Source organism: Pseudomonas sp. B329 (assembly GCF_023127835.1).
GTDB lineage: Bacteria > Pseudomonadota > Gammaproteobacteria > Pseudomonadales > Pseudomonadaceae > Aquipseudomonas > Aquipseudomonas synxantha_A.
This window is the reverse complement of the sequence record NZ_SPKP01000006.1, coordinates 76,587-102,465: the sequence shown is the minus strand read 5'-3', so window position 1 is coordinate 102,465 and position 25,879 is coordinate 76,587. Positions and strand designations below refer to the sequence as shown.

General features: G+C 60.0%; 24 protein-coding genes and 2 pseudogenes. 9 read left to right on the top strand and 17 right to left on the bottom strand.

Annotated elements, in window-relative coordinates:
* Window positions 1-146: 146 nt before the first annotated feature.
* Window positions 147-1,004 (bottom strand): SDR family oxidoreductase, encoded by an 858-nt coding sequence (locus tag E4P00_RS04360; RefSeq protein WP_032876588.1) that lies wholly within the window; start codon window positions 1,002-1,004, stop codon window positions 147-149.
* Window positions 1,005-1,245: 241 nt separating this feature from the next.
* Between E4P00_RS04360 and E4P00_RS04355 the strand changes: the two genes are divergently transcribed.
* The 3 genes and pseudogenes from E4P00_RS04355 to E4P00_RS04345 all read left to right on the top strand — a co-directional run bounded on the left by E4P00_RS04355 (window position 1,246) and on the right by E4P00_RS04345 (window position 2,160).
* Window positions 1,246-1,491, top strand: coding sequence for a type II toxin-antitoxin system ParD family antitoxin (locus E4P00_RS04355; RefSeq protein WP_078821010.1), 246 nt, complete (start codon window positions 1,246-1,248; stop codon window positions 1,489-1,491).
* A 9-nt stretch (window positions 1,492-1,500) separates the two neighbouring features.
* Window positions 1,501-1,662, top strand: a pseudogene (locus E4P00_RS04350) (type II toxin-antitoxin system RelE/ParE family toxin); the annotation flags it as partial.
* Window positions 1,663-1,704: 42 nt separating this feature from the next.
* Window positions 1,705-2,160 (top strand): GNAT family N-acetyltransferase, encoded by a 456-nt coding sequence (locus E4P00_RS04345; protein ID WP_078821009.1) that lies wholly within the window; start codon window positions 1,705-1,707, stop codon window positions 2,158-2,160.
* 6 nt (window positions 2,161-2,166) lie between these two features.
* Here E4P00_RS04345 and E4P00_RS04340 read toward each other — a convergent pair whose 3' ends face one another.
* Entirely contained in the window at window positions 2,167-2,655 is a 489-nt protein-coding gene (locus E4P00_RS04340; RefSeq protein WP_078821008.1) for a DUF2938 domain-containing protein, read from the bottom strand.
* Between the two features lie 81 nt (window positions 2,656-2,736).
* Between E4P00_RS04340 and E4P00_RS04335 the strand changes: the two genes are divergently transcribed.
* On the top strand, window positions 2,737-3,186 hold the full coding sequence (locus E4P00_RS04335; protein WP_078821007.1) for a helix-turn-helix domain-containing protein: 450 nt from the start codon (window positions 2,737-2,739) through the stop codon (window positions 3,184-3,186).
* The gene (locus E4P00_RS04330; RefSeq protein ID WP_216091158.1) at window positions 3,183-3,632 is read left to right on the top strand and encodes an N-acetyltransferase; all 450 of its coding nucleotides are present in this window, start codon (window positions 3,183-3,185) and stop codon (window positions 3,630-3,632) included. Before E4P00_RS04335 ends, E4P00_RS04330 begins: the two co-directional genes overlap by 4 nt.
* Here E4P00_RS04330 and E4P00_RS04325 read toward each other — a convergent pair.
* From E4P00_RS04325 to E4P00_RS04275, 11 genes are all read right to left on the bottom strand, one after another.
* Window positions 3,575-4,027: a response regulator gene (locus tag E4P00_RS04325; RefSeq protein WP_179119818.1), complete on the bottom strand. Its 453-nt coding sequence runs from the start codon at window positions 4,025-4,027 to the stop codon at window positions 3,575-3,577. The two genes, E4P00_RS04330 and E4P00_RS04325, sit on opposite strands and share 58 nt — an antisense overlap.
* 11 nt (window positions 4,028-4,038) lie before the next feature.
* Window positions 4,039-5,163, bottom strand: coding sequence for a fimbrial protein (locus tag E4P00_RS04320; protein ID WP_216091157.1), 1,125 nt, complete (start codon window positions 5,161-5,163; stop codon window positions 4,039-4,041).
* A complete protein-coding gene (locus E4P00_RS04315; RefSeq protein ID WP_194440461.1) occupies window positions 5,160-7,757 on the bottom strand; it encodes a fimbria/pilus outer membrane usher protein in 2,598 nt (865 codons plus the stop codon). The genes E4P00_RS04320 and E4P00_RS04315 overlap by 4 nt, the downstream gene beginning before the upstream one ends.
* 33 nt (window positions 7,758-7,790) lie before the next feature.
* Window positions 7,791-8,537, bottom strand: coding sequence for a fimbria/pilus periplasmic chaperone (locus E4P00_RS04310; protein WP_078821003.1), 747 nt, complete (start codon window positions 8,535-8,537; stop codon window positions 7,791-7,793).
* A gap of 73 nt (window positions 8,538-8,610) precedes the next feature.
* Window positions 8,611-9,159 (bottom strand): fimbrial protein, encoded by a 549-nt coding sequence (locus tag E4P00_RS04305; protein WP_078821002.1) that lies wholly within the window; start codon window positions 9,157-9,159, stop codon window positions 8,611-8,613.
* A gap of 277 nt (window positions 9,160-9,436) precedes the next feature.
* Window positions 9,437-11,770, bottom strand: coding sequence for an ATP-binding protein (locus E4P00_RS04300; protein ID WP_216091154.1), 2,334 nt, complete (start codon window positions 11,768-11,770; stop codon window positions 9,437-9,439).
* A complete protein-coding gene (locus E4P00_RS04295) occupies window positions 11,770-14,112 on the bottom strand; it encodes an ATP-binding protein (RefSeq protein ID WP_248130759.1) in 2,343 nt (780 codons plus the stop codon). The genes E4P00_RS04300 and E4P00_RS04295 overlap by 1 nt, the downstream gene beginning before the upstream one ends.
* Window positions 14,113-14,153: 41 nt before the next feature.
* Complete coding sequence (locus E4P00_RS04290; RefSeq protein ID WP_248130757.1) at window positions 14,154-14,879, bottom strand: response regulator transcription factor; 726 nt, start codon at window positions 14,877-14,879, stop codon at window positions 14,154-14,156.
* A 79-nt stretch (window positions 14,880-14,958) separates the two neighbouring features.
* Entirely contained in the window at window positions 14,959-15,624 is a 666-nt protein-coding gene (locus E4P00_RS04285; protein ID WP_078820998.1) for a response regulator transcription factor, read from the bottom strand.
* Between the two features lie 221 nt (window positions 15,625-15,845).
* Window positions 15,846-17,195 (bottom strand): EAL domain-containing protein, encoded by a 1,350-nt coding sequence (locus tag E4P00_RS04280; protein WP_248130755.1) that lies wholly within the window; start codon window positions 17,193-17,195, stop codon window positions 15,846-15,848.
* A 105-nt stretch (window positions 17,196-17,300) separates the two neighbouring features.
* Window positions 17,301-18,194, bottom strand: coding sequence for an AraC family transcriptional regulator (locus tag E4P00_RS04275; protein WP_122735686.1), 894 nt, complete (start codon window positions 18,192-18,194; stop codon window positions 17,301-17,303).
* 207 nt (window positions 18,195-18,401) lie between these two features.
* Here E4P00_RS04275 and E4P00_RS04270 point away from each other — a divergent pair, with 207 nt between their 5' ends.
* From E4P00_RS04270 to E4P00_RS04255, 4 genes are all read left to right on the top strand, one after another.
* A complete protein-coding gene (locus tag E4P00_RS04270) occupies window positions 18,402-19,019 on the top strand; it encodes a hypothetical protein (RefSeq protein ID WP_078820995.1) in 618 nt (205 codons plus the stop codon).
* A 35-nt stretch (window positions 19,020-19,054) separates the two neighbouring features.
* Entirely contained in the window at window positions 19,055-19,513 is a 459-nt protein-coding gene (locus E4P00_RS04265; protein WP_078820994.1) for a (2Fe-2S)-binding protein, read from the top strand.
* Between the two features lie 17 nt (window positions 19,514-19,530).
* Entirely contained in the window at window positions 19,531-21,708 is a 2,178-nt protein-coding gene (locus tag E4P00_RS04260; RefSeq protein ID WP_194440459.1) for a xanthine dehydrogenase family protein molybdopterin-binding subunit, read from the top strand.
* Between the two features lie 75 nt (window positions 21,709-21,783).
* A complete protein-coding gene (locus tag E4P00_RS04255; RefSeq protein WP_164699489.1) occupies window positions 21,784-21,933 on the top strand; it encodes a hypothetical protein in 150 nt (49 codons plus the stop codon).
* 15 nt (window positions 21,934-21,948) lie between these two features.
* Here E4P00_RS04255 and E4P00_RS04250 read toward each other — a convergent pair whose 3' ends face one another.
* The 4 genes and pseudogenes from E4P00_RS04250 to gcvA all read right to left on the bottom strand — a co-directional run bounded on the left by E4P00_RS04250 (window position 21,949) and on the right by gcvA (window position 25,851).
* The gene (locus E4P00_RS04250) at window positions 21,949-23,457 is read right to left on the bottom strand and encodes a sensor domain-containing diguanylate cyclase (RefSeq protein ID WP_078820992.1); all 1,509 of its coding nucleotides are present in this window, start codon (window positions 23,455-23,457) and stop codon (window positions 21,949-21,951) included.
* A gap of 347 nt (window positions 23,458-23,804) precedes the next feature.
* Window positions 23,805-24,013, bottom strand: a pseudogene (locus E4P00_RS04245) (NAD(P)-dependent oxidoreductase); the annotation flags it as partial.
* 29 nt (window positions 24,014-24,042) lie between these two features.
* Window positions 24,043-24,870: a DMT family transporter gene (locus E4P00_RS04240; protein ID WP_078820991.1), complete on the bottom strand. Its 828-nt coding sequence runs from the start codon at window positions 24,868-24,870 to the stop codon at window positions 24,043-24,045.
* A gap of 75 nt (window positions 24,871-24,945) precedes the next feature.
* Window positions 24,946-25,851: a transcriptional regulator GcvA gene (gene gcvA, locus E4P00_RS04235; protein ID WP_248130753.1), complete on the bottom strand. Its 906-nt coding sequence runs from the start codon at window positions 25,849-25,851 to the stop codon at window positions 24,946-24,948.
* Window positions 25,852-25,879: the final 28 nt, after the last annotated feature.

The following is a 25,879-nucleotide window of genomic DNA, read 5'->3' as shown; positions in this document are numbered from 1 at the left end:
GATCAAAAGCAGATCAAGATCAAGAGCGGCTCGCTTCGCATCGTGGTTACTGGTGGCTGCTACGAAGTTGTGTAGATACCCATGGCTATCGGGGGCAAGCCCCCTCCCACATTTTAGAGCTGCTTGAATCAGGGTTATGTGCCTGTTCAAAGAATCGGCTTGCCCCCCGTCACGCCATAGCGCTCGCCAGAGATGTAACTGCCTTCATCCGACGCCAGCAACACATAGATGGGCGCCACTTCCACCGGCTGGCCTGGGCGGCCCAGTGGCGTGTTGCCACCGAAATGCTTCACCGACTCCTCGGGCATGGTCGACACGATCAACGGCGTCCAGATCGGCCCCGGCGCTACGCTGTTCACCCGAATGCCACGCTCGCCCAGCATCTGCGCCAGGCCGGCGGTGAAGTTGGCAATGGCACCCTTGGTGGCCGCATAGGGCAACAGGGTCGGGTTGGGCATATCGGAATTGACCGACGAGGTGTTGATGATCGAACTGCCTTGCGCCATATGCGGCAACGCTGCCTTGCAGATGCGAAACATCGCCGTGATATTGACGTTGAAGGTTTTCACCCAATCCTCGTCGGGAATGTCCTCCAGAGACTTATAGGTCATCTGGAATGCAGCGTTATTGACCAGCACATCGATACGGCCGAATTTCTCGACGGTGTCATTGACGATCGCCGTGCACTGCGCCGCGTCGCCCAGGTCGCCGGGCAGCAACAGGCACTGGCGCCCTGCCGCTTCGACCCAGCGAGCGGTCTCCTTGGCGTCCTCATGCTCGTCCAGATACGACACCGCGACGTCCGCGCCTTCGCGAGCAAAGGCAATTGCCACCGCACGCCCGATACCGCTGTCGGCGCCGGTGATCAACGCAATCTTGTTGGCCAGGCGCCCCGAGCCTTTGTAGCTTTGCTCACCGCAATCCGGCACCGGGTCCATCTTGCGCTGGTCGCCCGGAACGGGCTGCTGCTGGGGATTGAAGGGTGGTGTTGGGTAGTGGTTCATCGGATTCCCTCCTGTGCATGGATACTGTTGCGAGGGCGTGCCGAGCGCGATAGTTCAGAGCAATTTTCATAAAATCGGATAACCGTTGCCGTGGGTTTGCGCCATTCGGGTAGGCGCATGTCCTCACGCACCGGGGACGGCTCATACCAAACACGACTTCTTTTAACCACTCATCTCGGATGCTCAATATCGCACCAGTAGTATGATAGGTTCACACAAAGATTCTTCTGGAGCCCCCATCATGGCCACTGTACGAAAAACCATCACCGTGACGGATCAACAAGATGGCTGGATAAAAGCACAAATCGAAGCAGGCCATTACACCAATGACAGCGAGTACATCCGGGACTTGATTCGTCGCGAACAAGATCGTAGCGCGCAAGTGGAGGCCATTCGCGCTGCGTTGCTTGAAGGTGAAGCCAGCGGCGAACCTCGGCGCTTTGATCCTGCGGCGTTCAAACAGAGGATGCTGGACGCCCATGGCTGAATACCGTCTTTGGCGCAATACCCTAAGACAGCTCCGGCTTGTGACCAAATCCGTAGTGGCTATCGACGGCGCAGTATTGAGCAGCACATGATTTACTTCAGGATCACTACGTATGGGATTTCAATCATTCGTATCCTCCATGACCGGATGGATACAACCCGCAAGCTATGACACCACGAACCGTCCACTCGGTAGAGTCGAATAGAGATCGAAATGGCTGACGCACAACTACCTCCCGCCACGCCCCAGTGGCTGATCCGCCAGGCCCAACCCGACGACGTACACGCCCTGGTTGAACTGGACGCCTACGCGGCTGCCCATGCCCACCGCCGCGTATTTATCCACGACGCCGTGGTTAACCAGCAATGCCTGGTGGCAGTCAGCGACCACGCGTGCGCCGGGTACCTGGTGCTCACCCACGACTTTTTCGATCACGGCTTTATTGCCCTTGTGGTGGTATCACCGACCTGCCAGCGCCAGGGTGTGGCCCTGCGCCTGCTGGCGGCGGCCGAGGCGGCCTGCAAGACGCCGAAGTTGTTCGCCTCCACCAACGCCTCCAATCGCGCGTCCCAGGCATTGATGACAAAGGCCGGATTCATACCCAGCGGGCAGATCGAGAACCTCGACGAAGACGACCCCGAGTGCGTGTACGTCAAATTCCTGCGCTGATCTGCATCAGGCCCAGGCGATCACCCACGCCGCCAGGTAAAGGCCCACACCAAACACGCCATGATTGATCAGGCTGCGCAGTCGGTTCTTGCCTGGCGTCGGCGTCCTGGACGATGCAAACCCGGCCCCCATGGCCGGCTGTATCACAAACAGCGGAACGGCCACTGTCACAACACCCCACGCCAGTGCAGGTACAAAGGTCGGCGCCAGCAACCAGGCATCGCCTTCAATCCACACCAGCACCCACGCGAACACCACTCCGGTGACGTAATGCGCGATCCAACCCAGGGCTACTTCACCTCGAACGGGAAGCGCTTGCCCAATGCTTGAATGCGCAAATCGCCCCCGGCACGCATGGCCGACCCAACGCCCAACGAACGCAAAATTCAGGGTCGGAACGCCAAGCACCTTCATCAGCAGCATCCACATATCCATCACCACGGTAGCCCCTGCCCCCAACAACACCACCTGTGCAACCCCTTCCAGCGCTGTCATACCTACCTCTTAGTCATGGACCCATTCAACCTGCGCAGGCATCATAGAAGTTGAAGTCAACTTCAAGTCAATGGTCTGTCTATGGATATCACCGAGGTCGTCAAACGCACGGGCATTGCTGCCCATACGCTGCGTTTTTATGAAAAGAAGGGGTTGATTACATCGACCAGCCCGCCCGGTGCTCGCCGTCATTTCGCAGCAGCGGTCGTTGAGCAGTTGGCGGTCATCGCCCTCGGGCGGGCGGGTGGCCTGTCGCTGGACGAGATACACGCCATGCTGTCACCCAATGGCCAGGCCAATGTGGATAGAGCGGTGCTGCTGGCCAAGGCCGACGAGATTGATGCCACGGTCAAACACCTGCAGGCGATGAGCCGGGGCTTGCGCCATGCGGCCGCCTGCCCTGCCCCCAACCACGCACAATGCCCGACTTTTCGCCGCCTACTCACCATCGCAGCAGCAGGAACCTTCAAGCGCGGCAGCGCCGGTCTCGCCAGGGTTCGGCCTGCTCACTCAAACACTGAGGCACTATGATTCGCCACTTTCAACCTGCCGACCTGGAACCCGTCCTGGATATTTGGCTGCACGCGTCCATCCTGGCCCACCACTTTATCGACCCCCCCTTCTGGCATGACCAACTGGGCGCCATGCGCGAGGTCTACCTGCCCAGCGCCGTGACCCGTGTGTTTGAAGCCGACGGGAAAGTGCTGGGCTTCAGTTGCGTATATGAAGACACCCTGGCGGCGCTGTTTGTCGCGCCTGAGCATCAGGGCAGTGGTATCGGTACACAATTGCTCAAGGACGCGCAGGCATCCAGAACTTCACTTCAACTGAGCGTGTATTCGCAGAATGTTCCCAGCCTTCACTTCTACAACAAGCACGGTTTTATCGCACTCAGAGAGCAACGGGACGAACACACAGGTCACCTTGAAACAGTGATGGGCTGGGCGCCTGATGGATTATTTGACCCACTGCCCTGATTACTCCAGCCCGTATTGCACTCGACCTTTCCCATAAACGCCGCCAGCGCCTCCGGATCAGGCAACGGCGCCGCACTGATCAGCACGTTGGGCACATGGCACCACGCAAGCGCGGGCGAAGCGCGTTCGCCCTGACCATAGATCAATACATGACGAATCTGTGGGTTGTCCCTGATGAACCAGAGCAAATCGAATTTCACGCTGTGCGCCAGGGCGGCATTGATGATCAGCACATCCAGCGGCGTATCGCCGAACTCCACAGCACTGAGGACTTCATCCAGCCGGTGTATCGGCGCGATACGGTAATAGCCCAACTGGTTCAACGCCCGCTCGATTTTCAAGCGGTAGAAGTGCTGCCCATCGGCAATCAGAATACGTAGCGCTTTATTGGTCATGTCCCCACCACTCACTGATAAATGATCGTGAAGGTTGCCGACGCATTCGCCGGCCCCGGCGTAACCTTGGCCCCGGTTTGCAGGTAGCGCGCGCGCAGCGGGATGGAATAACTGCTTTCGGTACTCCTGAGGGACAGGCCCGCATTTCGGTTGCTCGCCAATGGCAGGGCAACGCCGTTGCTGGTGGCGACCTGAATGCCGACGCCAGTCGCGGCAGGCGCATTGCCGGCCGTGCTCGGGTCGAGGCTCAGAATGCCGTTGCTTGCATTGATGGCCGTCCGAGCCGGGTCGATGCGGTATTGCAGTGTGTTGTTGACGCGGGTCCCGCTGGTGCCGGTGCCGGTGGGTGAGTTACCGCTTTGTGAAATCCAGCCGGGACCGGTAGTGGAAAACATGCCGTTGAACGCCGGGCAGTCATTCAAGGCGATGGCAAAATCCGTCCAGCCCGTGCTGCTGTTAAGGCCAGTGAATTTATTGACCAGGTGTGTGCCCATGGGCACCGAGACATCCGGTGTACTGCAGGTTCGCGAAACAATCTGGATGCTGCCGGAAATGCCCATCCTGAAGCCGTTCATTCTGGCGTCGCCGAAATTGCCGAACAGACTCACAATCGGCAATGTATTGCCCACCAGCACACCCGGCGTCACCTCGCCAATCTTGATCAAGATCAGCTCAAAGTTCGAAGGCCCGTCAAACGGCACGAGGCATCGCCACCCGGGCGTACACGTGGTCCATGCCTTGGCGCTTTGCCTGGGCAGCAGGCCACCGTAGCTATTGAAAGCAACGCCCAATCCGGGAACGCTGGTTCTGTAGACCTTATTGGCATAGGTGCCAGTGGTCATATTGGCAAGGGCATAGCTGGATTCAACCGTGAGTTCGGTCCACTGTTGATACGGCGCGAAAAGGCACTCAAGCTTGACCGCCTGGCTTGTCGCCATATTGAATCTTTGACGATAGACCTCAGTGCCCACCGGCACATCACGCCCGACGGTGATCGCCGAGATCTGCAACGGCATGGAGCCAACGGCAGGCCGGACACCGTCCATGTAGGAACAGGTGACCGCCATGGCCGTGCCGGCCGAGGCCCACAAGGCCATGCCCAGCAACCCCAGTTTGATAAAAGAACCGATGTTCATAACGCTACCTTTTGCTGGGTGTTGGGCTGCACGCTGTCAGCGACCTGTTTGCCGGCCGCACACACGGCGTCCACTTGTTGCAGCTGTTGCCCATCGCCAGGGCCTGGCGGGATCGTCAGGGCGCACTGCTGCTGCGCCCGGCTGCCCCAATTGACCAGCAAGCGGCGCGTCTCGGGTTTGATCCGCGCATACAGTTGCCCGCCCTGCCCGACCACGCCCACGGTGGCCCCCTCGCCGTCGGTCACCCCCGCGCCGAACGGCAGGCTGCTGCCGTCGTCCAGGCGCACATTGAGCAACACCGCCCGGCCCTGGTTGGTGGTGTATTTGAGGTGCACGACTGCACCTGCACGCGGCGCGGTCTGCTGGCTGGTTTCGCTCAACTCAACGTCCAGGGAACTGCCGATCGGGTCGATCGCCACCTCGTTCAACTCATACGGGCGCAGGTACGGCACCACGGCGTTGCCGCTGCCGTCGAGCCTCAGGCCCGGGTAGCCGGAGACCTTCGCCCCCTCGGCGCCTGGCGCGCTGACCACGGCCATGGTTTCGCCGCGGTAAGGCGTCATGGTCACACCATCGCCATGGGCCACTACCGTACCGCTCGCGCCCACCGATGCGCTGGTATAGCCATCGCCTCGGCCCAGGGCGGCACTGAGCATGGCGCGGGCGCCGGTGTACTGGCCGTTGAGGGCGGCACTCTTGGTGTTGCTGGCGCCGTCATGACCGAAGGTGGCGCCATAGCCATATTGGCGATCCTGGCCGGCAGTGCCGCTGATACCCGCCTGCTCGCTGTAATTGCCGCGAGTGTCACGGCCCAGTTGTGCGGTGACTTGCGGCCCATAGCCCGAGCCGCCAAATTCGAGCGGCATGCTCATGGTCAGCAGAAAACTGTTTTCCATATCGCCCAGGCCCATGCGGCTGCGGTTGGCATTCACGCTGAAACTCACCCGGTTGAACTGCTTGCTGTAGCTGAGCTGGTACTGCACGTCGCTGCCCTGCTGGTTCCAGTAGTTCTGGGCATAGCCGCTGATCGACACCTGGCCCCAAGGCCCGAAGCTCTGGTCGGCGGTGAGTGACAAGCGGCTGCGCGGGCGGCCGAACTGGCTGGTGTCCCAACCGTTTTTCTCGGCATCGAGCAGCTGCACGGCATTGCTGAAATCCAGGTAGTCACGGGTGGAAAAACGGTAGGCCGCCACCGAAAAGTTACTGCCGGTGCTAAGAATGTTCTTGCTGTAGGACAGGCGCATGCTCTGCCCCTTCGCCCGACCGGCAGCCAGGTCGGTCTGGGCGTGTGTCACGTCCACCGCCAAGGCGCCGATCGGCGTGCCGAACGCCAAGCCTGTGAGGACAGCCGCGTAGTGATCGCTCGATTGCACACCGCCGAACCCGGTGAAGGTGTTGTTCAGGCCATATTGCAGCGTGCCTTGCAGCAGGCGCGTCTGCTCGTCAACGAAGTTGTTGCGGGTTTCACCGGCGGTAACGCTGAAACGTGACGTGCCAGGACGCAGCAACTGACTGACCGAGGCATAGGGCACGATAAAGTTTTGTTCGGTACCGTCCGCCTCGGCCACGCTCACGTTGAGATCGCCCCCGTAGCCGGTGGAGTACAGGTCGTCAATCACGAAGGCGCCGGGGGCGACCGTGGTTTCCAGCAGCACGTTGCCGGCCTGGCGAATGGTGACGCGCGCATTGGTGCGGGCGATGCCACGAATAACCGGCGCATACCCGCGCATGGAGTCGGGCAACATGCGGTCATCACTGGCCAACTGCACGCCGCGATAAGACAAGGTGTCGAAGATCTCGCCGCTGGTGTTGGACTCACCCACAGTCAGCTGGCTTTTCAGCGCAGTGATATCGCGTTGGGCGTAGCTGTCCAACGCCTGGTACTGGCTACCGTTGCGCGATTGCCAGCCTACCGATGCATTGTGACGCAAGCGCCAATCGCCAAGGTTGAGGCCGGCATTGAGCCCCAGGAAGGCCGAGTCATTGTTGCCACTGCGGGTGCGGTTGCGATTGGCATTGAAGTTGTAACTGAGCAGGCCTGCGGTGACGCCACGGTCCCACAGTTCAGGGCTGACATAACCCCGCGAATTTCGCTTCAAGGCCGCCTGGGGGATGCTGAGGTCGAGCGCCTGGTTCTCCGGGGAAAAGTTCGCACTGGCACCCTGGATCAAACTGCTCAATGCCGTGCAACCTGGACCGTCAAGCGCCTGGCTGGCTTCGGGCGACAGTTTGGCGATGTTCACGCCCTGGCGCTCAAGCAAACCATGGTCCATGCACACCACCGGCTTGCTGCCGTCAGGCTGGGCCTCGATACGTATGTCCTGGCGACTGTTCAACTGGCCGTTGAGCACAACGTCCGCACGGTACTGCCCAGGGGTCACCGGGTTACCGGCCTGGTATTTGCCGAGGTCGAGATTGCGTGAGTCTTCCGGCAGGAATGCATCGTTGAACTGCACCTCTTGCGCCATCGCGGCGTGTACGCCCCAGGCGCCTGGCGTGACGGCCAGTACCTTGAGTATCAAGCGGGTGAGCGGATTCAGGGCGAAGCGAGGCTGCGCCCCCAGAGGCGGCCTGGAGCGGGAAGAGGTCTGCATAAATGACTCGCGGGTAAAGACGTCAGGAATTGATCAGGGCTTGAGTGCTTTCCGAGTCGGGATCAGCGCGCCGTAATCGTTGATTGCGCTGAACTCCACCTGTGCGCCTGCGGCGGGTGGGGTTTTAAGAGTCGGCAGCGGAAATTGCCGGGTTTGACCCGGGCCCACCATGCCGTCCTCACTGCGCGCGCGCTGACCGCCGGCCACCAGGTCCAGCTCGACCAGCGATACGTGAAACGCCGACGGGTTGAACGCTTGCAGGGCAAGGCCCTGGCCATCGCGGGCCGCAACCAGTTGCCATTGCACCTGCTCGATCGCTTCGCTGGCGGTGCCTGCAAGACCGGTCGGGCGATAGAACAATTTGATCCGCGAACGGAAGGCCATTTGCAGAGTGTTCAGGTCTTCCCCAGCCTCAGGTTTAGGCGGAATTTCCAGCACGTTGAGCCAGAAAACCGACTCCTTGTCCTGGGGCAGCGCTGTCCCCGTGAATAGCACTCGCAGGCTTTGGCCCTTGGTCGGGTCGATACGCGCCACCGGAGGCGACAGCAGAAACGGCGCCTTGGAGCTGGTGGGGGTGGACTCCACACTGCCGGTGTCAATCCACGCTTGCATCAACGCGGGTTGAGTACCGTTGTTATTGAGTTTTACCGTGACTTCTTTCTGGTCCGCCGGGTAGATCACGCGGGTGCCGGTGATCACTACACCTGCCAGCGCCTGGGAACACCCAAGTGCCACAAGGCTTGCCAGAAGCAATTGTTTAAATGCAAGTATGCAAGGCATGACTTAGTCCCAATGCCGCCCCGAAAACACGCCCTTTAAATAAACAACAGGGCGTGCCTTCATTACCGGCGACTTACTGATAATTGATGGAGTAAGTCACGTTGCTGATAACGGTGCCCGGCGTGGTCGCGGCCTGGGCGTAGTACTGAACTGCGTATGGCAGGTCTGCGCTGAGTGAGGTGGCATCGATGTCGATACGGCTGGTGGACGCCACTTGTGCGGTGTCGCCGGCCTTGATGGCCTTGCCATTGGATGCGTCGACCAATTGCAGTTGGACCTTGGTGGCACCACCGCCGATGTTCTTCAAGTTGCCGCTGGCCGGGTCAACCGAGCCACCGGCTTCAAAGAATGCAGCCGCGGTTTTCAGCGCTGCCGAGCATTTGCTCAACTGAATGCTGAAACCAGTCTGGCCCGCCACCTGACCAGCAGAGGCCAGGGAAGCAGTGGAGATAGTCGGCAGCGTGACGGTGGTGCCTGCCGAGCCGGCCGCCCCATTCACTGCAACCTGGCAGGTCTCGGCCTTCAGTTCACCGTTGAAATTGATGGTGCCATCCGAAGCCATGGCAGCGGAGGTGGCGGTTGCGGCGACCAATGCAGCGAGGACGCGGGCTTTGTAATTCATGAGTAACTCCGAGAGAGCGATATACCAGGTAAGTGAAGAAGTTTCCGGTGCTGGATAACTTCTGTGTTGTTGCGCAGTGAAGTGTAGGGAGTCCGCGCAACACCCAATATAGGAGTGCTCCTAAAAACAACTAAGCCACTCAATATTTTCAACAATTAACGTCTGTTTCGCTCGACAAAAACTTACGCACTTCAACTTATGTTATTTGTTTTTAGAGTCACTATTTCGTCTATAGGAGTGGTCCTAAAAACCAGACTGTCGAGGCAAGACGCGTTATTCAATAACCGGCCGCAGCCCAGTCTTGCGCCATAAGATTGAGTTGATCCGCAACCGCTACGGTTGGCCAGTTCACTTCATCGTGCAACAACGACTCGATCCCTTCGGCGCCGGCCGCTATCGCAGTCCAGCCTACCGTCTGTGCAGCCCCCTTTAGCCGATGCGCCGCCTGCAGGGCAACCGGGCGATCACGCAGGGCAACAGCGCTGAACAGACGGTTCAGATCCTGGCGCAGTGCTTCTTGCTGCCCTTCCCGCTCTTGCCCTGAGGCAGCATGCACCTGCGCCGCTGGTATCAGGACCTGATCGCACCACAGCTCGATCATTTGCTGCAATTTGTCCTGACGCACCGGCTTGCTCAGCACGCCGTCCAGGCCGGCCTCAAAACAGCGTTCAAGATAGTCATTACCTGTTACCTGCGACATCGCAATGATTGGACAATGCCCGCGCTGTTGTTGGCGCTCCACGTCGCGCATAGGGCCGCTCAGGTTGAACGCCTGATGCTCATCGATCAGTACCAGATCGACCCTGTGCTGATTGAAGAGCGCCAGCGTCTCGTCACCCTCGACCGCCAGCCGTACGCCCAGGCCAAAACCTTGAAGCAGGGCCTTTACTGCTTGCTGATCGGCATATTCGCCTCCCGACACCAGCACCCATAATGAAACCTCCCTGGACGCCGCATCAGGATCTGCTGCCCGCACAGGCGGCTCAAGCGCTCCAGCCCACTCGACGGGCAACCTCACTTCGACCTGGGTGCCGCTCCCCGGGACGCTGCTCAAGGTCAGCTCGCCGTGCATCAACTTCACCAAACGGCGACAGATCACCAGCCCCAAACCGGTGCCGCCACTGCGCTTGAATGATTGCCTGGCGCGGGCATAGGGCCGAAACAGAGCAGCTTGCGCCTGGTCGGACAAACCAATGCCGGTGTCGACCACACGCATCAACACGTCTGAACTGGCCCCCGGCTGAGTGTCCGGCGACAGCAATTGCACCTCGACCCGGCCGTGCTCGGTGAACTTGATGGCGTTGGAGATCAGGTTACGCAGCACCTGGGCCACCCGCTGGTCATCGAGCAGTGCTGAAGCGACTGGGCGCTGGCCAGTCAATGTCAACGTCAGGCCCTTTTCCTCGGCATAGCCTCGGTAATCATCCACCTGCTGTTGCAACAGTGACCACAAGTCCAGCGGCTCAGGATTGAGCTGCAATTGCCCGGCCTCCATCTTGGAGATATCCAGCACATCGTCTACCAGGCGCAGCAAGGTATTGGCGCCGGTATTGGCCAGGTCCGTGAAGTGCCGCTGCTGTTCGTCCAGAGGGGTGTGCTCAAGCAGCTCGACCGCCGCCAGCACTGCATTCATGGGCGAGCGCACTTCATGGCTCATGACCGCGAGGAACATCGCTTTCTCGCGCTCACGCTGCACCGCGCGCCGCCGCTGGACCCGGCTTTGCCACACCAGCGTGATGAGCAACAGCACAATGGCCAGCAACAGCCACAACTCACCCGCGTAATGTTCGGCGATGGACCTGATGGTCGGGATATCCAGGTTCATGTCGGCAAACCAGGCATCGAAGATCGCCTTGCGCTCATCCCCGGTGATGGAGGCCAATGCCTTCTCCAGGATCGACAGCAGGACCGCATCGCTATCGCGCACCGCCATGCTGACGCCGGTGTGCAGTTGCGGCACCACGCCGGATATCTGCAAGACGCCCTGGTACTGGCGGGAAAGATACGGGATCAACAACCACTCCGAAGCGATAGCGGCGTCCGCCTTGCCGTCCTTGACCATCGCCATCATGTCGACCGCGTTCTGGGCGGCGATGAGCGTGACCCCTGGCGCCTCTTCGCGCAGGAAGGCGCCATAGACTTCGCGACCCAACATGACCAAGCGTTTGTGGGCAAGCTGTTCCAGGCCTGCCAGGGGCTGATCGCCAAAGCGACTGACAAGGATCGTCGAACTGGTGTTGTAAGGCAGGGTGTAAAGCATCCCACGATCCTGGGCCGGGTCGTCGGAACGACGTCGAGTGGACAATATGTCCACCTCACCGCTGATCAGCATCTCCTTGCGCGCACTGCGCGTGGTGGTCAGCACCGGCTCGAAATGCAGACCGGTACGCAGTCCGATCAGCCTCAGGTACTTGGCCGACAGACCGCGCAATTGGCCGCCGCTCATGTATTCGAATGGCAGCAGGTCCTCGAACACACCCACACGCAGTACCGGATGGGCGGCGATCCAGTCCACCTCCTGCTGCGTCAACACCATCGGTGGCGAACTGGCGTACACGCCTGCCGACGCCGGAAGGCACACCAATGCCAGTACCAGCAGCAGGCGCCTCATCAGCGGGCCGTCCGCTGCGCACGCGTCGCCGGCAGTATGTCGAGCACTGTATCGCCGCTCAACGCGGCCCAATGCTGCAACAACGGCCGCAGGGCTTGGGCGTGCACCGGTCCCCACTCTGTTTCGCCATACAGCAGACGCTCCATGTACTCGGCGGCCTGCGCCAGTGCCGACCACTCCATGATCAACGCCGCACCGTGCAATCGATGAGCCACGTGTTGAGCCGATTCGCGGTCGCACAGGGCGATGGCTTTGACCAGGTTTGCCAGGTCACCGGCCATTTCACGGTTGATTGCGGCTTGATCCAGCAAAGGCGCCATCAAGCTGGTACTGGGGGCGGCCAGCTTGACCCCGCACCAGCGTTCAATGACTTCGCACAGCTGCCCAAGGCGTATGGGCTTGCTCAGCGTCGCGTCCATGCCCGCCTCAATACAGCGTTGAAGATGACGGTCGCCGGTCAGGGCAGAGATCGCGATAATCGGGCTGCGTGTGCGCCCCAGTTGTATTTCCAGGGCGCGCAACCTGCGCACCAGGCCATAACCGTCTTCATCGGGCAAATCACAGTCCATCAGCACCAGGTCGTATACGGTTGCCCTGAACAGCGGCCAGGCTTGCGCGGCGTCGGCAGCGATCACTGGCTGGCAGCCGAATGCACTGATCTGCGCACGCAAAACCTCCTGGTTCGCATAGGTATCTTCCACCACCAGAATCTGCAGGCCGCTTACGGTTGGCAGGGCTGAGGGTGCCGCTTGCGGCATCAAGACCGGTGGCTCCTCGCCGATGCTCACCGGTAAGCGAATAGCCACTGCCGTGCCTGAGCCCTGCTCACTCGTCAGCGTCAACGTCCCCTGCATCAAACCCACCAGTTGCCGACAGATCATCAGGCCCAACCCGGTGCCCCCTGTGCGCCGGGAAGACTCTCGGGCCTGGGCATAAGGACGAAACAGGGCGGCCTGCGCTGCGTCTGAAATACCGACTCCACTGTCGCGAACCTCAATCTGCAATTGCGCGGTGCCGTCCGCTGAAACCGCTAACGCTACGTCGATGTCGATACCGCCCGTGTCGGTAAACTTGATGGCGTTGGATAGCAGGTTATGAAAAATCTGCGTGAGCCGGGAGCTGTCGAGCAGCAACAAGGGCAACTGCGCCTGGATATGGCAGTTCAAGCTCAGGTGTTTTTCCCGCGCACGCAGTCGATGCAGGCCAACTACACCTTGAACCAATGCCTCAATGTCGATTGCCTCGACAGCCAGCCTTGGCGGTGTGGCAATTGAGCCGGGCCTGTCCAAAACATCATCCAGCAGCCGCCCCAAGGCGTTGGCACCACTGTTAGCCAGATGGGCCAAATGGCGCTGCTGCTGGTTGAGCCGGGTGTGCCCGAGCAATTCCATTGCCGCCAGCACTGCATTCATCGGTGACCGGATTTCATGCCCCATCACCGCCAGGAACATGGTTTTTTCCTGCTCGTTACGCACCGCCAGGCACCGTTGACGCTGGCCTCGATACAGCAGTGCGCACAGGCTGACCAGCACGAGCGCGCCAAGGATCAACACATGCAAATAATGGGCGGCGATACTGGGCAGCGATGGAACATTCAGGTCCAGATCCTGGTACCAGCGCCCATACAGCCGGTTGCGTTGCTCGACGGTGATGGAGGCGAACACCTTCTCCAGTATTGAATACAGCATGACCTGGTCTGTACGGGTCGCCATGCTCACATCCAGCACCTGGCTGCCGAGCACACCGGATACTTCCAGAATGCCCTGGAACCGTTGATACAGATAAGGCGTTAGAAAGATGGCTGACGCGATTGCCGCATCGGCACTGCCGTCTTCAACGCTGGTCAGTATCTCCAAGGCTGAAGCGCTTCTTTTGAAAGTGGCCTGCACCCCTTTTCGGCGAAAGATCTGCTGGTAATACGTACCATCGGGTATCGCTACGGTCTTACCATGCAATTGGTCAATATCGAAAACATCGGGGCTCTCGACACGCGTCACAATGACCGGTGAGGTCGATTCGTAGGCAAGCGTTCGAAGCCCCTTGGTAGTGGGTTCAGACCTGAAGCGTAAATAAGACGACAGCAGGTCAACCTGGCCTTCCAGCAACATTTTCTCGCGCTCGGCCAGCGTTTTTCCAGGTACGAACGTGAACTGAAGGCCGGTCGCGGCCGTGACGAATTGCAAATACTCTATCGACCGCCCGCGCATGACTGCGTCGCTGATGTATTCGAAGGGCATCAGGTCTTCGACCACGCCGACCCGTAATACTGGATGCGTCTGGACCCAATCCTTTTGCTCTGCACTCAGCTCGACCGGACCGGCCCTTGCAGCAGGCACCATCATTATCAGCAAGCTACATAACGCCACGGTACACAGCGCCCTTTTCATGGAGTACCGATGATCTTGTTGAGCTTGAACAGCTCATTGTTAGACGTCACCCCAAGCTTGCGGAATGCAGAAGTTTTTTGCGTGCTGATGGTTTTGATGCTGCGATTGAATTTCTCGGCAATTTCACTCACGGTCATGCCTGCCAGATAACAGCGAATGACTTCCTGCTCGCGGCTCGTCAATTCCGCCAGGGCCAGCGCATCGCGCTCCACGTTGGTGCTTTCACGCGTCTCACCCGTGACCGTTTCCGCCAAGCGATAGGTCATGTCGGTGTTCAAATACACGGCGCCCGCTGCGACTTTGCGAATCGCTTTCACCAACTGGCTCATGTCTTCGCCCTTCCCCACAAAACCACGTGCGCCCACGCGCATGGCCAGGCCCACTGTCGCCGGATCATGATGGCTGGACAAGATCAGAATATGGCATTCGGGAAATTTGACGCGCAACGCCCGGATCAGTGATACACCGTCCAACTCATTGGGATTAAGAGAGAAATCCAGCAGTAGTAAATCTGCCGGTGCCGTAACAAGGCCGGCAATCAAGTCGCGACTTTTTTCATAAATGCCAACCACTTCAAAGTTCGCCTCGGCTGCCAACGTATTGGCAAGGCCATGTCGAACGACGGCGTGGTCATCCAATAACGCAATGCGTATGGTTTTCATCGTGATCGTACCCTCTCGGCCCGGCGCGCGCCGCACCGTCGAAACACAGGGATAACTCATCGATACAACGTCTAATACGCACATGAGTATATGCAATAACCGCAAAATGACACGCGCACAGCAGATGAATCCGCACCGCTCAAATTCCTTCGATAATATGCCTGATCCTGAATAACTCATTGTTCGACATCACCCCCAACTTGCGAAATGCGGCGGCTTTTTGCGAACTGATGGTTTTGATACTGCGGTTGAATTTCTCGGCGATCTCGGTGATGGTCATGCCGGCCAGGTAACACCGAATCACCTCCTGTTCACGTGCAGAAAGGCTGACAAAGCGCAGGGCTTCATCCCGGCCGTTAGCCTCGCCGTCATAGCTCACGGCGGTGGCCTCCGCCACGCGGTAGGCCATGTCCGGGCTCAAGTACACGGCGCCTGAGGCCACCAGCCGGACCGCGCAGATCAACTGCTCCATGTCTTCGCCCTTGCCCAGAAACCCGCGTGCGCCCACCCGTAACGCCAGGATTGCGGTCGCTGCGTCATGGTGCGTGGAAAAGATCAGGATCCGGCAGGCTGGAAACTTCACGCGCAGCGCGCGAATCAACGAAATACCATCCAGCTCGCAGGGGCCCAGCACAAAATCCAGCAGCAATATCTCGGCCGGTGCTGTCGCCAGCCCGGTTATCAGGTCACGGCTACGGCTGTACACGCCGACCACTTCAAAATCCGGTTCCTGTACCAGTCGATTGACTAAACCATGTCGTACAATTGCATGATCATCCAGCAAAGCAATGTGTAAACGTTTCATAGATCAAGGAACACTCTTTATAACGAGCAAAAAGACGAGAACAGCAACTTTATTGACTGTTAATTGGTTCTCGACTTCTCAAGCGCAAGTTCGCCAGCCGAGCTGGCCACGCCTCAGCAGCAGGACATTCAAAAGTACTGAACAATTGAAAAATCAGACGATGCGAAACTTAATGCAATTGCATTCAGATGAATATCAGACTGCTCTTAAAAGCGTAGGGCTCACTCAGCCAGCGATGTACCGGGACTGCTCTGTTGAATCACAAAGTTGAGGAAAGCATCGATTTCCATTGGCCGCGCCAAGGCATAGCCTTGTCCGATCCGGCAGCCCAAACGGTGCAGCAGCGGGATCGTCGACTCATCCTCGATCCCCTCCGCCACCAGGCTCAGGTTGAGCAGCCGCGCCCAGTTGACGATGCCGGCGATGACATTGCGCGACGAGGAATGCTGTTCGACACCCCGGACAAACGAGCCATCGACTTTCATCTCGTCAAACGACAGGTTTGCCAGTAAGGCAAAGGTTGCCGCCCCGGTACCGAAATCGTCCATCGACACCTGGAAACCCTTGGCCCGAATCGCAGTTAACGAAGCCGACAGGTGCAGCTCATTGGGTTCAGGGACGTCTTCGGTCAGCTCGATCTTGAGCAGGCGATTGGGCAGCTCTGCCTGGCGCATTCTGGCCGCCAGGCGATCGGCGAAGTTGGGCGTACAAATCGTCTTGGCTGAAGCATTCACGGCGATGGGAATCTGGATGTTCGCGCGTTTGAGCGACAGCATGACCTTGATCGTCCACATCTCCACCAGGCTGAACAACAGCAAATCCAGGCCCAGGCGGTTGACCAAAGGCATCAGTACCGAAGGCGGTACTTCACCAAAGCGTGGGTGCTTCCAGCGCACCAACGCTTCGGCCCCCACAATGCGTCGGCTGAGCAATTCGAACTGCGGTTGAAACACAAAGCGCAGCCCGTCGCCGGTCGTCAGCGCATGGATCACCTCATCTTCGGCCAGGGCGTCGAAGGTGTTTTTGCGTAGCGAGGGGTCGGGTTGCACGCGGGTCAGTACCGTGGCGCGCAATGCATCGCCCAGGTCCAGGGTGCCGCCTTCGCGCACGATCTCGACGAAAATGCCCGCCGCCCTCGCCAAACGGGCATGGGACTCCAGGGCGCTGACGGCGACTCCACCCATGTACTTGACCCACAGCGGCTTGGCCGACCTTTCACGTGCAGACGTACGTGCACCGTCAGCGGCCCCACCCGGCGCGCCCAGCGTGGTTTCGCCCATCCAGAAAATGCCTGGAAACTGGGCCAGTTTGCCTGACTCGTGACGGGCCTTGAGCAAGCTCGGCAACATCAAGCCATCGCCGCATTCAGGACGAATTTCACACACGATGACATCGACCGGATAATCATCCAGCCACGCTTGCAGCGCATCCAGGGAGTCGACGTTGGCCAGAGGCAGAACGCCCAAGCCACTCAAGGCGGATGCAAGCCGATGTGCGCACGCCGCATCGGATGCCAGCGTGATTACACGTAACGCGCTGAACTCGTTGGGCACGGCGACATTTAGGATCATGACAAGGATTTTCCCGAGACTATTTCTTCAGGGAAAAAGCTTATCAGCGCCAAAAAAGAAACAAATAGGACTGGGACTAAAAGCCAGGGTGGCTGCCATCAGCCTTTATTGAGCCGCATCCGCCCCATCACGCATACGCCGGATATCCCGTAAGGGCGGCGCGCCAAACAGTCGCTTGTATTCGCGGCTGAATTGCGAGGCGCTTTCATAGCCCACCAGGCTGCTCGCCTGGCCTGCGTCCAAGGCCTGATTGAGCATCAGTTGCCGCGCTTCCTGCAGACGCATCTGCTTCTGGAACTGCAAAGGACTCATGCCGGTGATATCGCGAAAATGCTGACGGAATGTCGCTGGGCTCATATGCGCGTGTGCCGCCAGAGCGTCCAGGCTCAAGGCTTGCTTGAAGTTTTTCCTGAACCAGGAAAGCGTCTTCGCCATGCGCTGACGCGGCGTACCGTCGCCGATGATATGCCGCAATTGGGCGCCCTGAGGGCCTGCCAGCAAACGCACAATGATTTCCTGTTGCAGCAGCGGTGCGAGCGACGCAACCAGTTGCGGCTCATCCAGCAGCCTCACCAGTCGCAACAAGACATCCAGCAGCGCCGGCTGCAGCACGTTGACGGAGATAGGTTCGTAGCCGGCCTCGGGCGACAGGGTCGACTCCATTTCGAAGGCCACTTGGGCGATCTGCGCAATGTCCAGGGTCAACATCATGCCCAGCAGTGGCTCGCGTCGTGAGGCGCGTGTGACGTGGGCAGTGACCGGTAGGTCGAAGGTCGACAGCATCAGTTGACCAGGGCCGTAATTGAATAACCTGTCACCGACCATGATGTGCTTGTGGCCCTGGGTAATGATGCCCACGCCCAGGCTGTAGATGCACGGCATCGGCTCGCTGACACCGTGCCGGCGGTGCAACGTCAGCGCGGGCAGCGCCGTTGCAAAGTCACCGTCGGTCCTGGCAAAGCGCTCGATAGCGTTAGACAACTCTGCAATCGGGGACATACCTGCGTCTTTCAATCGAATCACCCTGCCTTGGCGAATTACCTGCCTGAATCGACAAAGGGTAGCAGTAAGTATTGCCGGTAAAAATGCTGATTTGCCCAATCCTGCGGTTCAGGCAAGTAATCGTCATTTTTGTGCAAACGCTGGCCGCGCGGCTCACCTAACCTGCCTGTCTTGCACCGTGAGTTCGCCTGAAGGACCATAATTATGAAAACAGGACTGATCGCCTTTCTCCTGGCGTTGCCCATTTCAAGCATGGCGCTGGCCGACAGCACAGGCGCTCCCCTGCCCGCTGCCGGTAGCGTCAGTAAAGCCGAAGGCTTGAAAGCCTGGCAGCGGATCGAGGCGGTGGTGACGCATCCGCGTTGCGCCAACTGCCACGTCGGCCCCGATAACATTCCCATGTGGACGATAGCCGGCGAGAACAAGACCCGCCCGCACGGCATGAACGTCCACGCCGGCGACTCGCGAATCGGCGTGGAGACCCTGTCTTGTTCAAGCTGTCACGCCAGTTCCGCCACGCCGAACGTCGCCGCACATATGCCGCCCCACGTCGGCCTGCCGTGGCAGCTTGCCCCGGTGGCCTTCGAGTGGTTCGCAAAGACCGGCGCCCAAATCTGTACACAACTGCGAGACCCCAAGCGCAACGGCGGTCGGGATGCGGCGGGCCTGGTCGAGCACCTGCACCATGACGCCAAGGTCGACGGCTTCATTCCCTGGGCCTGGGCGCCAGGGCCTGGACGCTCCACCCCACCCGGCAGCTTCGAGACGCACGTGCAGGACATGACCGTGTGGGGCGCCGCAGGCCAGCCCTGCCCTGAATAAGCCGTTGCAATACTAACGAGTCGGAGAACTCCTTGATGATCACGCTTAATATCAATGACCAGGACATGCGTGTCGACGTCGCCCCCGATACGCCATTGCTGTGGGTGCTGCGCGACACCTTGCAACTGACCGGCACCAAATTCGGCTGCGGCATGTCGCTGTGCGGGGCCTGTACGGTACACCTCAATGGCCAGGCCGTACGCGCCTGCGTTACGCCCGTGTCGGCAGCAACCGGGGCCAGGATCGTCACCATCGAAGGTATCGGCCAGACCCCGACTGGCAAAGTGGTCCAGGACACCTGGCAGCGCCTCGACGTGGTGCAGTGCGGTTATTGCCAATCCGGCCAGATCATGAGTGCCGTGGCCTTGCTGCAAACCAATCGCGCACCTTCCGATACCGACATCGACCGGACCATGGGGGGCAACGTCTGTCGTTGCGCCACCTATGTACGTATTCGTGCGGCCATCCATGAAGCGGCCAAGTCGCTGGCCTGAGCAACGAGGTAATCAGCATGATCCGGTCTATCGAAAACCAAAGCCGCCGTCGCTTCCTCAAGGGTACGGCGGGCCTTACCCTGGCCATGTACTTGCCCTGGTCGGTGGCCGATGGCACCAGCGGCAAAGGCCGCCAGGGCACGTTCGAGCCCAACGCCTTCCTGCGCATCGGCGAGGACAACGTCGTCACCGTCATCTCCAAGCACCTGGAAATGGGCCAGGGGGCCTACACCGGCCTGGCGACCCTGGTCGCCGAGGAGTTGGATGCCGACTGGGCACAGGTGCGCGTGGAAAGCGCCCCGGCCGAATCGCGTTACAACAACTCGCTGTTGGGCATGCAAGGCACTGGCGGCAGCAGTTCCATCGCCAATTCTTGGGAGCAACTGCGTACAGCCGGCGCCACCGCACGCGCCATGCTGGTGTCTGCCGCGGCCTGGTTGTGGAAGGTGCCGGCGCAGGAAATCGAGGTCGCTGATGGTGTGGTTCGGCACCCGGCGTCAGGCAAACAGGCGACACTGGGCCAGTTGGCCAAGCTCGCCGGCGAACAACCGGTACCCGCCGAGGTCAAGCTCAAGGAGCCCGGTGCGTTCAAACTGATCGGGCGCCAGCGCCTTGCGCGCAAGGATTCGGCCGACAAGGTCAATGGCAAGGCGATTTACACCCAGGACATTCATTTGCCTGGAATGCTCACCGCAGTGGTCGCCCATGCGCCGCGCTTCGGGGCCAAGGTGAAATCCTTCGATGCCAGGGCGGCCCTGGCCCTCCCCGGCGTCATGCATGTGGTGCAGGTCCCCAGCGGTGTCGCGGTGGTGGCAAAAGACACCTGGAGCGCCAAGAAAGGCCGTGACGCCCTGACGGTTGAGTGGGACGAAAGCGGCGCGTTCAAGCAAAGCTCCGGGCAGATGCTCGAACGTTATCGCGAACTGGCCAAAACCCAGGGCACAATTGCGCGCGACGAAGGTGACGTCATCGCCGGTCTGGCAGGCGCGGCGCGGACGCTGCACGCCGAGTACGATTTTCCGTTTCTCGCCCATTCGGCCATGGAGCCGATGAACTGCGTGGTCAGCTTGACCAAGGACGGCTGCGACACCTGGCATGGCGCGCAGATGCAGTCACATGTGCAGAAGGTGCTGGCGCAGTTGTTCGACTTGCCACCTGCGCAGGTTCGCGTGCACACGCTGTACGCCGGCGGCAGTTTCGGTCGGCGGGCGAGCAAGGACGCGGACTACGTGCTGGAGAACGCACACATCGTCAAGGCCATCGATGGCAAGGCCCCGGTGAAGCTGGTGTGGCTTCGCGAGGACGACATGCAGGCCGGCCACTACCGACCGATGTATCACCACCGCTTGAGCGCCGGCCTGGATGAGCAAGGCCGACTGATCGCCTGGCAGCACCGCCTGGTGGGCCAGTCCGTATTCGCCGGCTCGCCCTTCGCCGCCTTCATCAAGGATGGCATCGACTCCACCTCGGTAGAGGGCGGGTCGACGCTGCCGTATAGAATCCCCAATCTGCGCGTGGACCTGCACACCCCCGACGATATCCCGATACCGATACAGTGGTGGCGGGTAGTGGGCCATTCCCATAACGCGTTTTCCACCGAATGCTTTTTCGACGAGCTCGCCCAAATGGCCGGGCAGGATCCGGTGGCCTGGCGCCTGGCAATGCTTGAGGGGCACTCCCGTCACCTTGAAGCGCTCAAGCTGGTAGCGTCGAAGGCCGGTTGGGACCAGCCGTTGGCACCCGGCAAACAGGACGAGCGTCGGGGCCGGGGCGTGGCGTTGCATGAAGCCTTTGGCTCGGTGGTAGCCCAGGTGGCCGAGGTGACCGTGCAACGCGATGGTACCTTCAAAGTGGACCGTGTGGTCTGCGCGGTGGAATGCGGCATTGCGGTCAACCCCGATGTCATTCGCGCTCAGGTTGAAGGTTCGGTGGGTTTCGCGCTCTCCGCGGCCCTGCGTGAAGCGATCACGTTGACCGACGGCAAGGTCGACCAATCCAACTTCCACAACAACGAGCCCCTGCGCATCTATGAAATGCCTGAGGTGCTGGTGCATATCGTGCCGTCGGCAAGCGTGCCGTCCGGCATTGGCGAACCGCCAGTGGCACCGCTGGCGCCTGCGCTGGTCAATGCCCTGGCGGCGGCCACCGGCACGCGTATTCGGCGTCTGCCTATTGGTGATCAGTTATCGGTTTGAAGCCTTGTTCAGGAACCTTTTCTCGAATACACAATCTGTGCATTTCCCTTGCGACCTAATTTGAGAACTGCGCGCATGATTCTGAGAAAAGCCTTCCTGTGCCTTTTACTGCTAAGCGCCGGCTTCATCGCTGGCTATGCGGCCAAGCCCACTGCGCAATTGGAAGTCACGGCAGGCCAACTCATGGAGTGTGGTGAAGTGATGATTCCGACGCTGGGTATGTGAGGTTAGAGCAGACAATCAAGGCCCCGTGGCTTGCAGGGAAAATCCATTGCGTCCCGCAGCCTTCGCCGAGTAAAGCGCCTGATCAGCCGCCTCGATCAATCCGAGCGGCGGTTCCAGACGCAAACCCGTGCCCGTCGCAATACCGATACTCACACTGACGTAACCGAACGGGCTGCCTGGGTGCGTGATGTTTTCGTGCTGCAGCGAGTCAAGGATCCGTTGCGCGACCACCGCCGCGCCTTCGCTGTCGGTGCCGGGCATGATGATCGCCATTTCCTCACCGCCATAACGCGCCACCAGGTCTGACGGTCGTCGCGCGCATCGTTCCAATAGCCTGCTGACCCTCTGCAAGCAAGTGTCGCCGACCACGTGACCGAAGGCATCGTTGTAGCGTTTGAAATGGTCGATATCGATCATCAACAACGCCAGCGACGTGCCTTCGCGCTGCGCCCGGCGTGCTTCCAGAGCCAGTGTTTCATCGAAACAACGGCGGTTCGCCAAACCGGTCAACGCGTCCTTCATCGCCAGGAACGCCAATTGACGATTGGAATCGAGCAACTGTTGCTGGGCGACGCGCAGCGCCTCTTCCGCCGCGGTTCGCCGGCGAATATCCAGGATCAGGAACCAGCCGATCAGCCCGGTCAACCCCAGCAAGCCCGCCACCACGACTGCCGACAGTGCCGCCTCGATGCGCCACGCCGCGAGGGCTTCATGCTTGCCCAGCGCGACGGTGGTAATCAGCGGCAGCGTTTCGCTTTTGCGAAAGGCATATAGCCGCTCCACACCATCCAGGCTGGAGGTATGCGCGGTGGTGCCGAAAGGCTGATCGAAATACTTTGCATAGATAGGCGACTTGGAAAAATTGCGCCCCATGTCCTGTTCACGGAAGGGATAGCGCACCAGCAACGTGCCGTCGGTGTAGGACAAGCCGATGGCACCCTCCTGGCCAACGTCAAGCTTGCCGAACACGCGCAGAAAGTTTTCCACCCCCAGCGTCACCGCGACCACCCCGGCAAAATTGCCCGATGCATCATTGAATCGGCGGCTGACGGTAACCACCCATTCCTGATTGGCACGGCTCTGAATCGGTGGACCAATGAACGGCTCGGGGCTCGGATCGTCGCGATGATGAATGAAATAGGCGCGATCGCTGCTATTGGCCCCCTCTGGAATCCGCCGGTTGGAGGACATCAACCAGCCGCCCTGACGGTCATACACCGTGATGCCACTGAGCTGCGGCATCAGCGGCTGCTGGCGGTTGATCAGCGCATGGATACGCTCGATTTGCACAGGGCCACTGCCTTCGGTTTCGAGGCGCTCGACCAGGCCCAGCAACAACAGCGCGCTTTGCCGGACGATACCTTCGGTATAGGTATTGAGTGCCTGGGTCAGGTTCAAACCATGCACATCCACTTCCGCCAGCGCGCGCTCACGCGAAGACAGAACCTTCCAGATCGTCAACGAGGTCAGGGAGCAACCAATCACCAACAGCAAAAGCATCACAAGGCGGGTATCGCGCTTCACGTCAGCACCTTAAGGAAGTCCGGTTTCCAGTCCAGCCATCATTCGAACGTCGGCACTTACAGAGGCCACCGGTTTCTGGGCGCAAGCATACAAGCACTCTGCTTGCACTGCAGCAATAGCACCCACAGAAATTTCCTACACCAACAGCCTCGCCTCGGCTTGAACCAGACCATACGGCTCACGCCCCACCCTGCTGAAAACTCAACAGCGCCTGCTCAAGATCATCTATCGCGCCTTCAACCTCTGCCACACTCGCCTCAAGTGAAACAACCGATGCTTCAGGGCCAGTGCAAGCAACCTCCAGGGCCCGGCACCGTTCTACCAGTGCTCACCTTTAACCACACGGGCATCGGGCCGATGGCGTTGACCGCGAAGATGCGCTGCATGCGCTCCAGGCTCAGGTCCTCCAGACGCGACTGAGTCGTCAGCACGCAGGTATTATTGACCAGTACGTCGAGGCGCCCGAACCTGCGGTCGATGGCCGGGCGGTCGCGGCACCCACTCCGCGACTGCCACCGGTGATCAGGATCAGCGGTGCCTGCGAGACGTCAACCATTGAAAATACCTCTTTGGATGATGGCTGTATCAGCCGATGATGAGGGTGCCGCCGGCGATCACCACGCACGCCAGGACCCTGCGCGCGGTAAGGGTTTCGCCAAGAAAAAAGTAGCCAATCAACATCGCGAACAACACGCTGGTTTCGCGCAATGCCGATACCGCGCCCAACGGCGCTTCGTTCATCGCGTAGATCACGATTGCATAGGCCAGCAAAGACACCAGCCCGCCGACCACCGCGGCCAAGGTACCGGGGCGCAGGCTTAATAAACTGCGGGCATCGCGCAGGCCGATGTACACCGCTGGCATCATCACGCCCCACAACGCGCACATCCATACGGTATAGGCCAGCGGCGCGCCGGAGAGCCTGGCGCCGATACCGTCGACAACGCTGTAGGCCGCGATGAAACAGCCCGTTCCCAGCGCATAAGGCAGGCTGGGAACCGACAACCGACGCCCGCTGAAAGCCAGGGAAATAATCGCCCCTGACACCAGTGCAATCCCCAGCAACTCGACGGGCGCAATGCGTTCCCCGGCAAATACCGCAGCCCCCAGGGTGATCAGCGCCGGCGACGAGCCCCGGGAAATCGGATAGATCTGCCCCAGGTCGCCCACCCGGTAGCTGCGCACCAGGAACAGGTTGTAACCGACATGCAGCAACGCCGAAAGCACCCCATAGCCCCAGCTCTCAATCGCCGGCGTCACCATGAACGTAGCGGCGATGAGACTGGTGAAGGCAATGGCCATGCACATGACAGTCATCGACCATAGCCGGTCGGCACCACCACGCAATAGCGCGTTCCAGCTGGCATGAAGCAGGGCGGCGAACAGCACCAGGAAGATGATATGAGTAGACATGCGCCATCTTAGGCAAGCCAAGCCCTTGGCTTACAGCGAAGTCTGCTCATCACAGCATGAACAGATACTCATACCTCATTGATCCACCCGTTGCACTTTCAGCGCCTCGCTCATCAGCCATTGACGAAAGCTGAGGATATGCGGCTGGGTTTCGATGCCCTTGGGGCACACAAAATAGTAGGCAAGCGGTGACGGGAACGGCACATCGAACAGGCGCACCAAGCGACCGTCACTTATTTCCTGCTCCACATGCCCGCTGCGCACCAACGCGATGCCATGGCCGAGCAAGGCCGCCTCGACGGTCATGTTGGTGTCGCCAAACCTGACGCTTTCCCTGAGCGGCGTAAAAGCCAGCCCCACCGCTTGAAACCAGACCTCCCATTTCGGTGCCAGCTCGGCGCCATCGCGGGCCAGCAGCGGGAAGTCCAATAAATGGGCGGGGCTGCCCGGGGTGCCAAGGCGCCGCAACAGTTCGGGGCTGGCCACCGGAAACACCTGCTCGCCGAACGAAAACTCCGAATACAGGCCCGGGTAGTTCCCCTTGCCCAGCCGGACCGCGACATCCGCTTGGGCGTCGGAAAAGTGGATGACGTCGTCCGTGGTGTCCAGCGCAACCAGCAGCTCGGGGTGCTGGCGAGCGAGGTTCGGCAAGCGTGGCAGCAGCCATTTCAAGGCAAAGGAATAGGTGGTGCTGACCTTGAGCCGTACCCTGCCCTTTTGCTCGCGCAGGTCGGCCAGGGTCGCCTCCAGGCTCATGAAGAATTCGCGCACGATGGGCGCCAGGGTAGCCCCCGCCGGGGTCAGGCGTAACGACTGGCCACGCTCGAACAACGCCAGGCCCCACAGCGCTTCCAGGTGCTTGAGCTGGTGGCTGACCGCGCTCTGAGTAACATGCAACTCCTGCGCGGCCGCGGTAAAGGTCGGGTGGCGAGTGGCGGCTTCGAAGGCGCGCAAGGTCGCGGTGGGCGGCAGATCTCTCATAAATTAGGTATCCGGCGAGTTAGCAGTA

Excerpts from the sequence above, each read along its gene's own strand:
- E4P00_RS04320 (WP_216091157.1), bottom strand. The coding sequence starts at position 5,163 with ATGAACATCGGTTCTTTTATCAAACTGGGGTTGCTGGGCATGGCCTTG.
- E4P00_RS04340 (WP_078821008.1), bottom strand. The coding sequence starts at position 2,655 with ATGACAGCGCTGGAAGGGGTTGCACAGGTGGTGTTGTTGGGGGCAGGG.
- E4P00_RS04280 (WP_248130755.1), bottom strand. The coding sequence starts at position 17,195 with ATGATCCTAAATGTCGCCGTGCCCAACGAGTTCAGCGCGTTACGTGTA.
- E4P00_RS04240 (WP_078820991.1), bottom strand. The coding sequence starts at position 24,870 with ATGTCTACTCATATCATCTTCCTGGTGCTGTTCGCCGCCCTGCTTCAT.
- E4P00_RS04305 (WP_078821002.1), bottom strand. The coding sequence starts at position 9,159 with ATGAATTACAAAGCCCGCGTCCTCGCTGCATTGGTCGCCGCAACCGCC.
- E4P00_RS04310 (WP_078821003.1), bottom strand. The coding sequence starts at position 8,537 with ATGCCTTGCATACTTGCATTTAAACAATTGCTTCTGGCAAGCCTTGTG.
- E4P00_RS04270 (WP_078820995.1), top strand. The coding sequence starts at position 18,402 with ATGAAAACAGGACTGATCGCCTTTCTCCTGGCGTTGCCCATTTCAAGC.
- E4P00_RS04260 (WP_194440459.1), top strand. The coding sequence starts at position 19,531 with ATGATCCGGTCTATCGAAAACCAAAGCCGCCGTCGCTTCCTCAAGGGT.
- E4P00_RS04330 (WP_216091158.1), top strand. The coding sequence starts at position 3,183 with ATGATTCGCCACTTTCAACCTGCCGACCTGGAACCCGTCCTGGATATT.
- E4P00_RS04300 (WP_216091154.1), bottom strand. The coding sequence starts at position 11,770 with ATGAGGCGCCTGCTGCTGGTACTGGCATTGGTGTGCCTTCCGGCGTCG.
- E4P00_RS04345 (WP_078821009.1), top strand. The coding sequence starts at position 1,705 with ATGGCTGACGCACAACTACCTCCCGCCACGCCCCAGTGGCTGATCCGC.
- E4P00_RS04315 (WP_194440461.1), bottom strand. The coding sequence starts at position 7,757 with ATGCAGACCTCTTCCCGCTCCAGGCCGCCTCTGGGGGCGCAGCCTCGC.
- E4P00_RS04295 (WP_248130759.1), bottom strand. The coding sequence starts at position 14,112 with ATGATGGTGCCTGCTGCAAGGGCCGGTCCGGTCGAGCTGAGTGCAGAG.
- E4P00_RS04290 (WP_248130757.1), bottom strand. The coding sequence starts at position 14,879 with ATGAGTTATCCCTGTGTTTCGACGGTGCGGCGCGCGCCGGGCCGAGAG.
- E4P00_RS04285 (WP_078820998.1), bottom strand. The coding sequence starts at position 15,624 with ATGAAACGTTTACACATTGCTTTGCTGGATGATCATGCAATTGTACGA.
- E4P00_RS04265 (WP_078820994.1), top strand. The coding sequence starts at position 19,055 with ATGATCACGCTTAATATCAATGACCAGGACATGCGTGTCGACGTCGCC.
- E4P00_RS04255 (WP_164699489.1), top strand. The coding sequence starts at position 21,784 with ATGATTCTGAGAAAAGCCTTCCTGTGCCTTTTACTGCTAAGCGCCGGC.
- E4P00_RS04355 (WP_078821010.1), top strand. The coding sequence starts at position 1,246 with ATGGCCACTGTACGAAAAACCATCACCGTGACGGATCAACAAGATGGC.
- E4P00_RS04275 (WP_122735686.1), bottom strand. The coding sequence starts at position 18,194 with ATGTCCCCGATTGCAGAGTTGTCTAACGCTATCGAGCGCTTTGCCAGG.
- gcvA (WP_248130753.1), bottom strand. The coding sequence starts at position 25,851 with ATGAGAGATCTGCCGCCCACCGCGACCTTGCGCGCCTTCGAAGCCGCC.
- E4P00_RS04360 (WP_032876588.1), bottom strand. The coding sequence starts at position 1,004 with ATGAACCACTACCCAACACCACCCTTCAATCCCCAGCAGCAGCCCGTT.
- E4P00_RS04335 (WP_078821007.1), top strand. The coding sequence starts at position 2,737 with ATGGATATCACCGAGGTCGTCAAACGCACGGGCATTGCTGCCCATACG.
- E4P00_RS04325 (WP_179119818.1), bottom strand. The coding sequence starts at position 4,027 with ATGACCAATAAAGCGCTACGTATTCTGATTGCCGATGGGCAGCACTTC.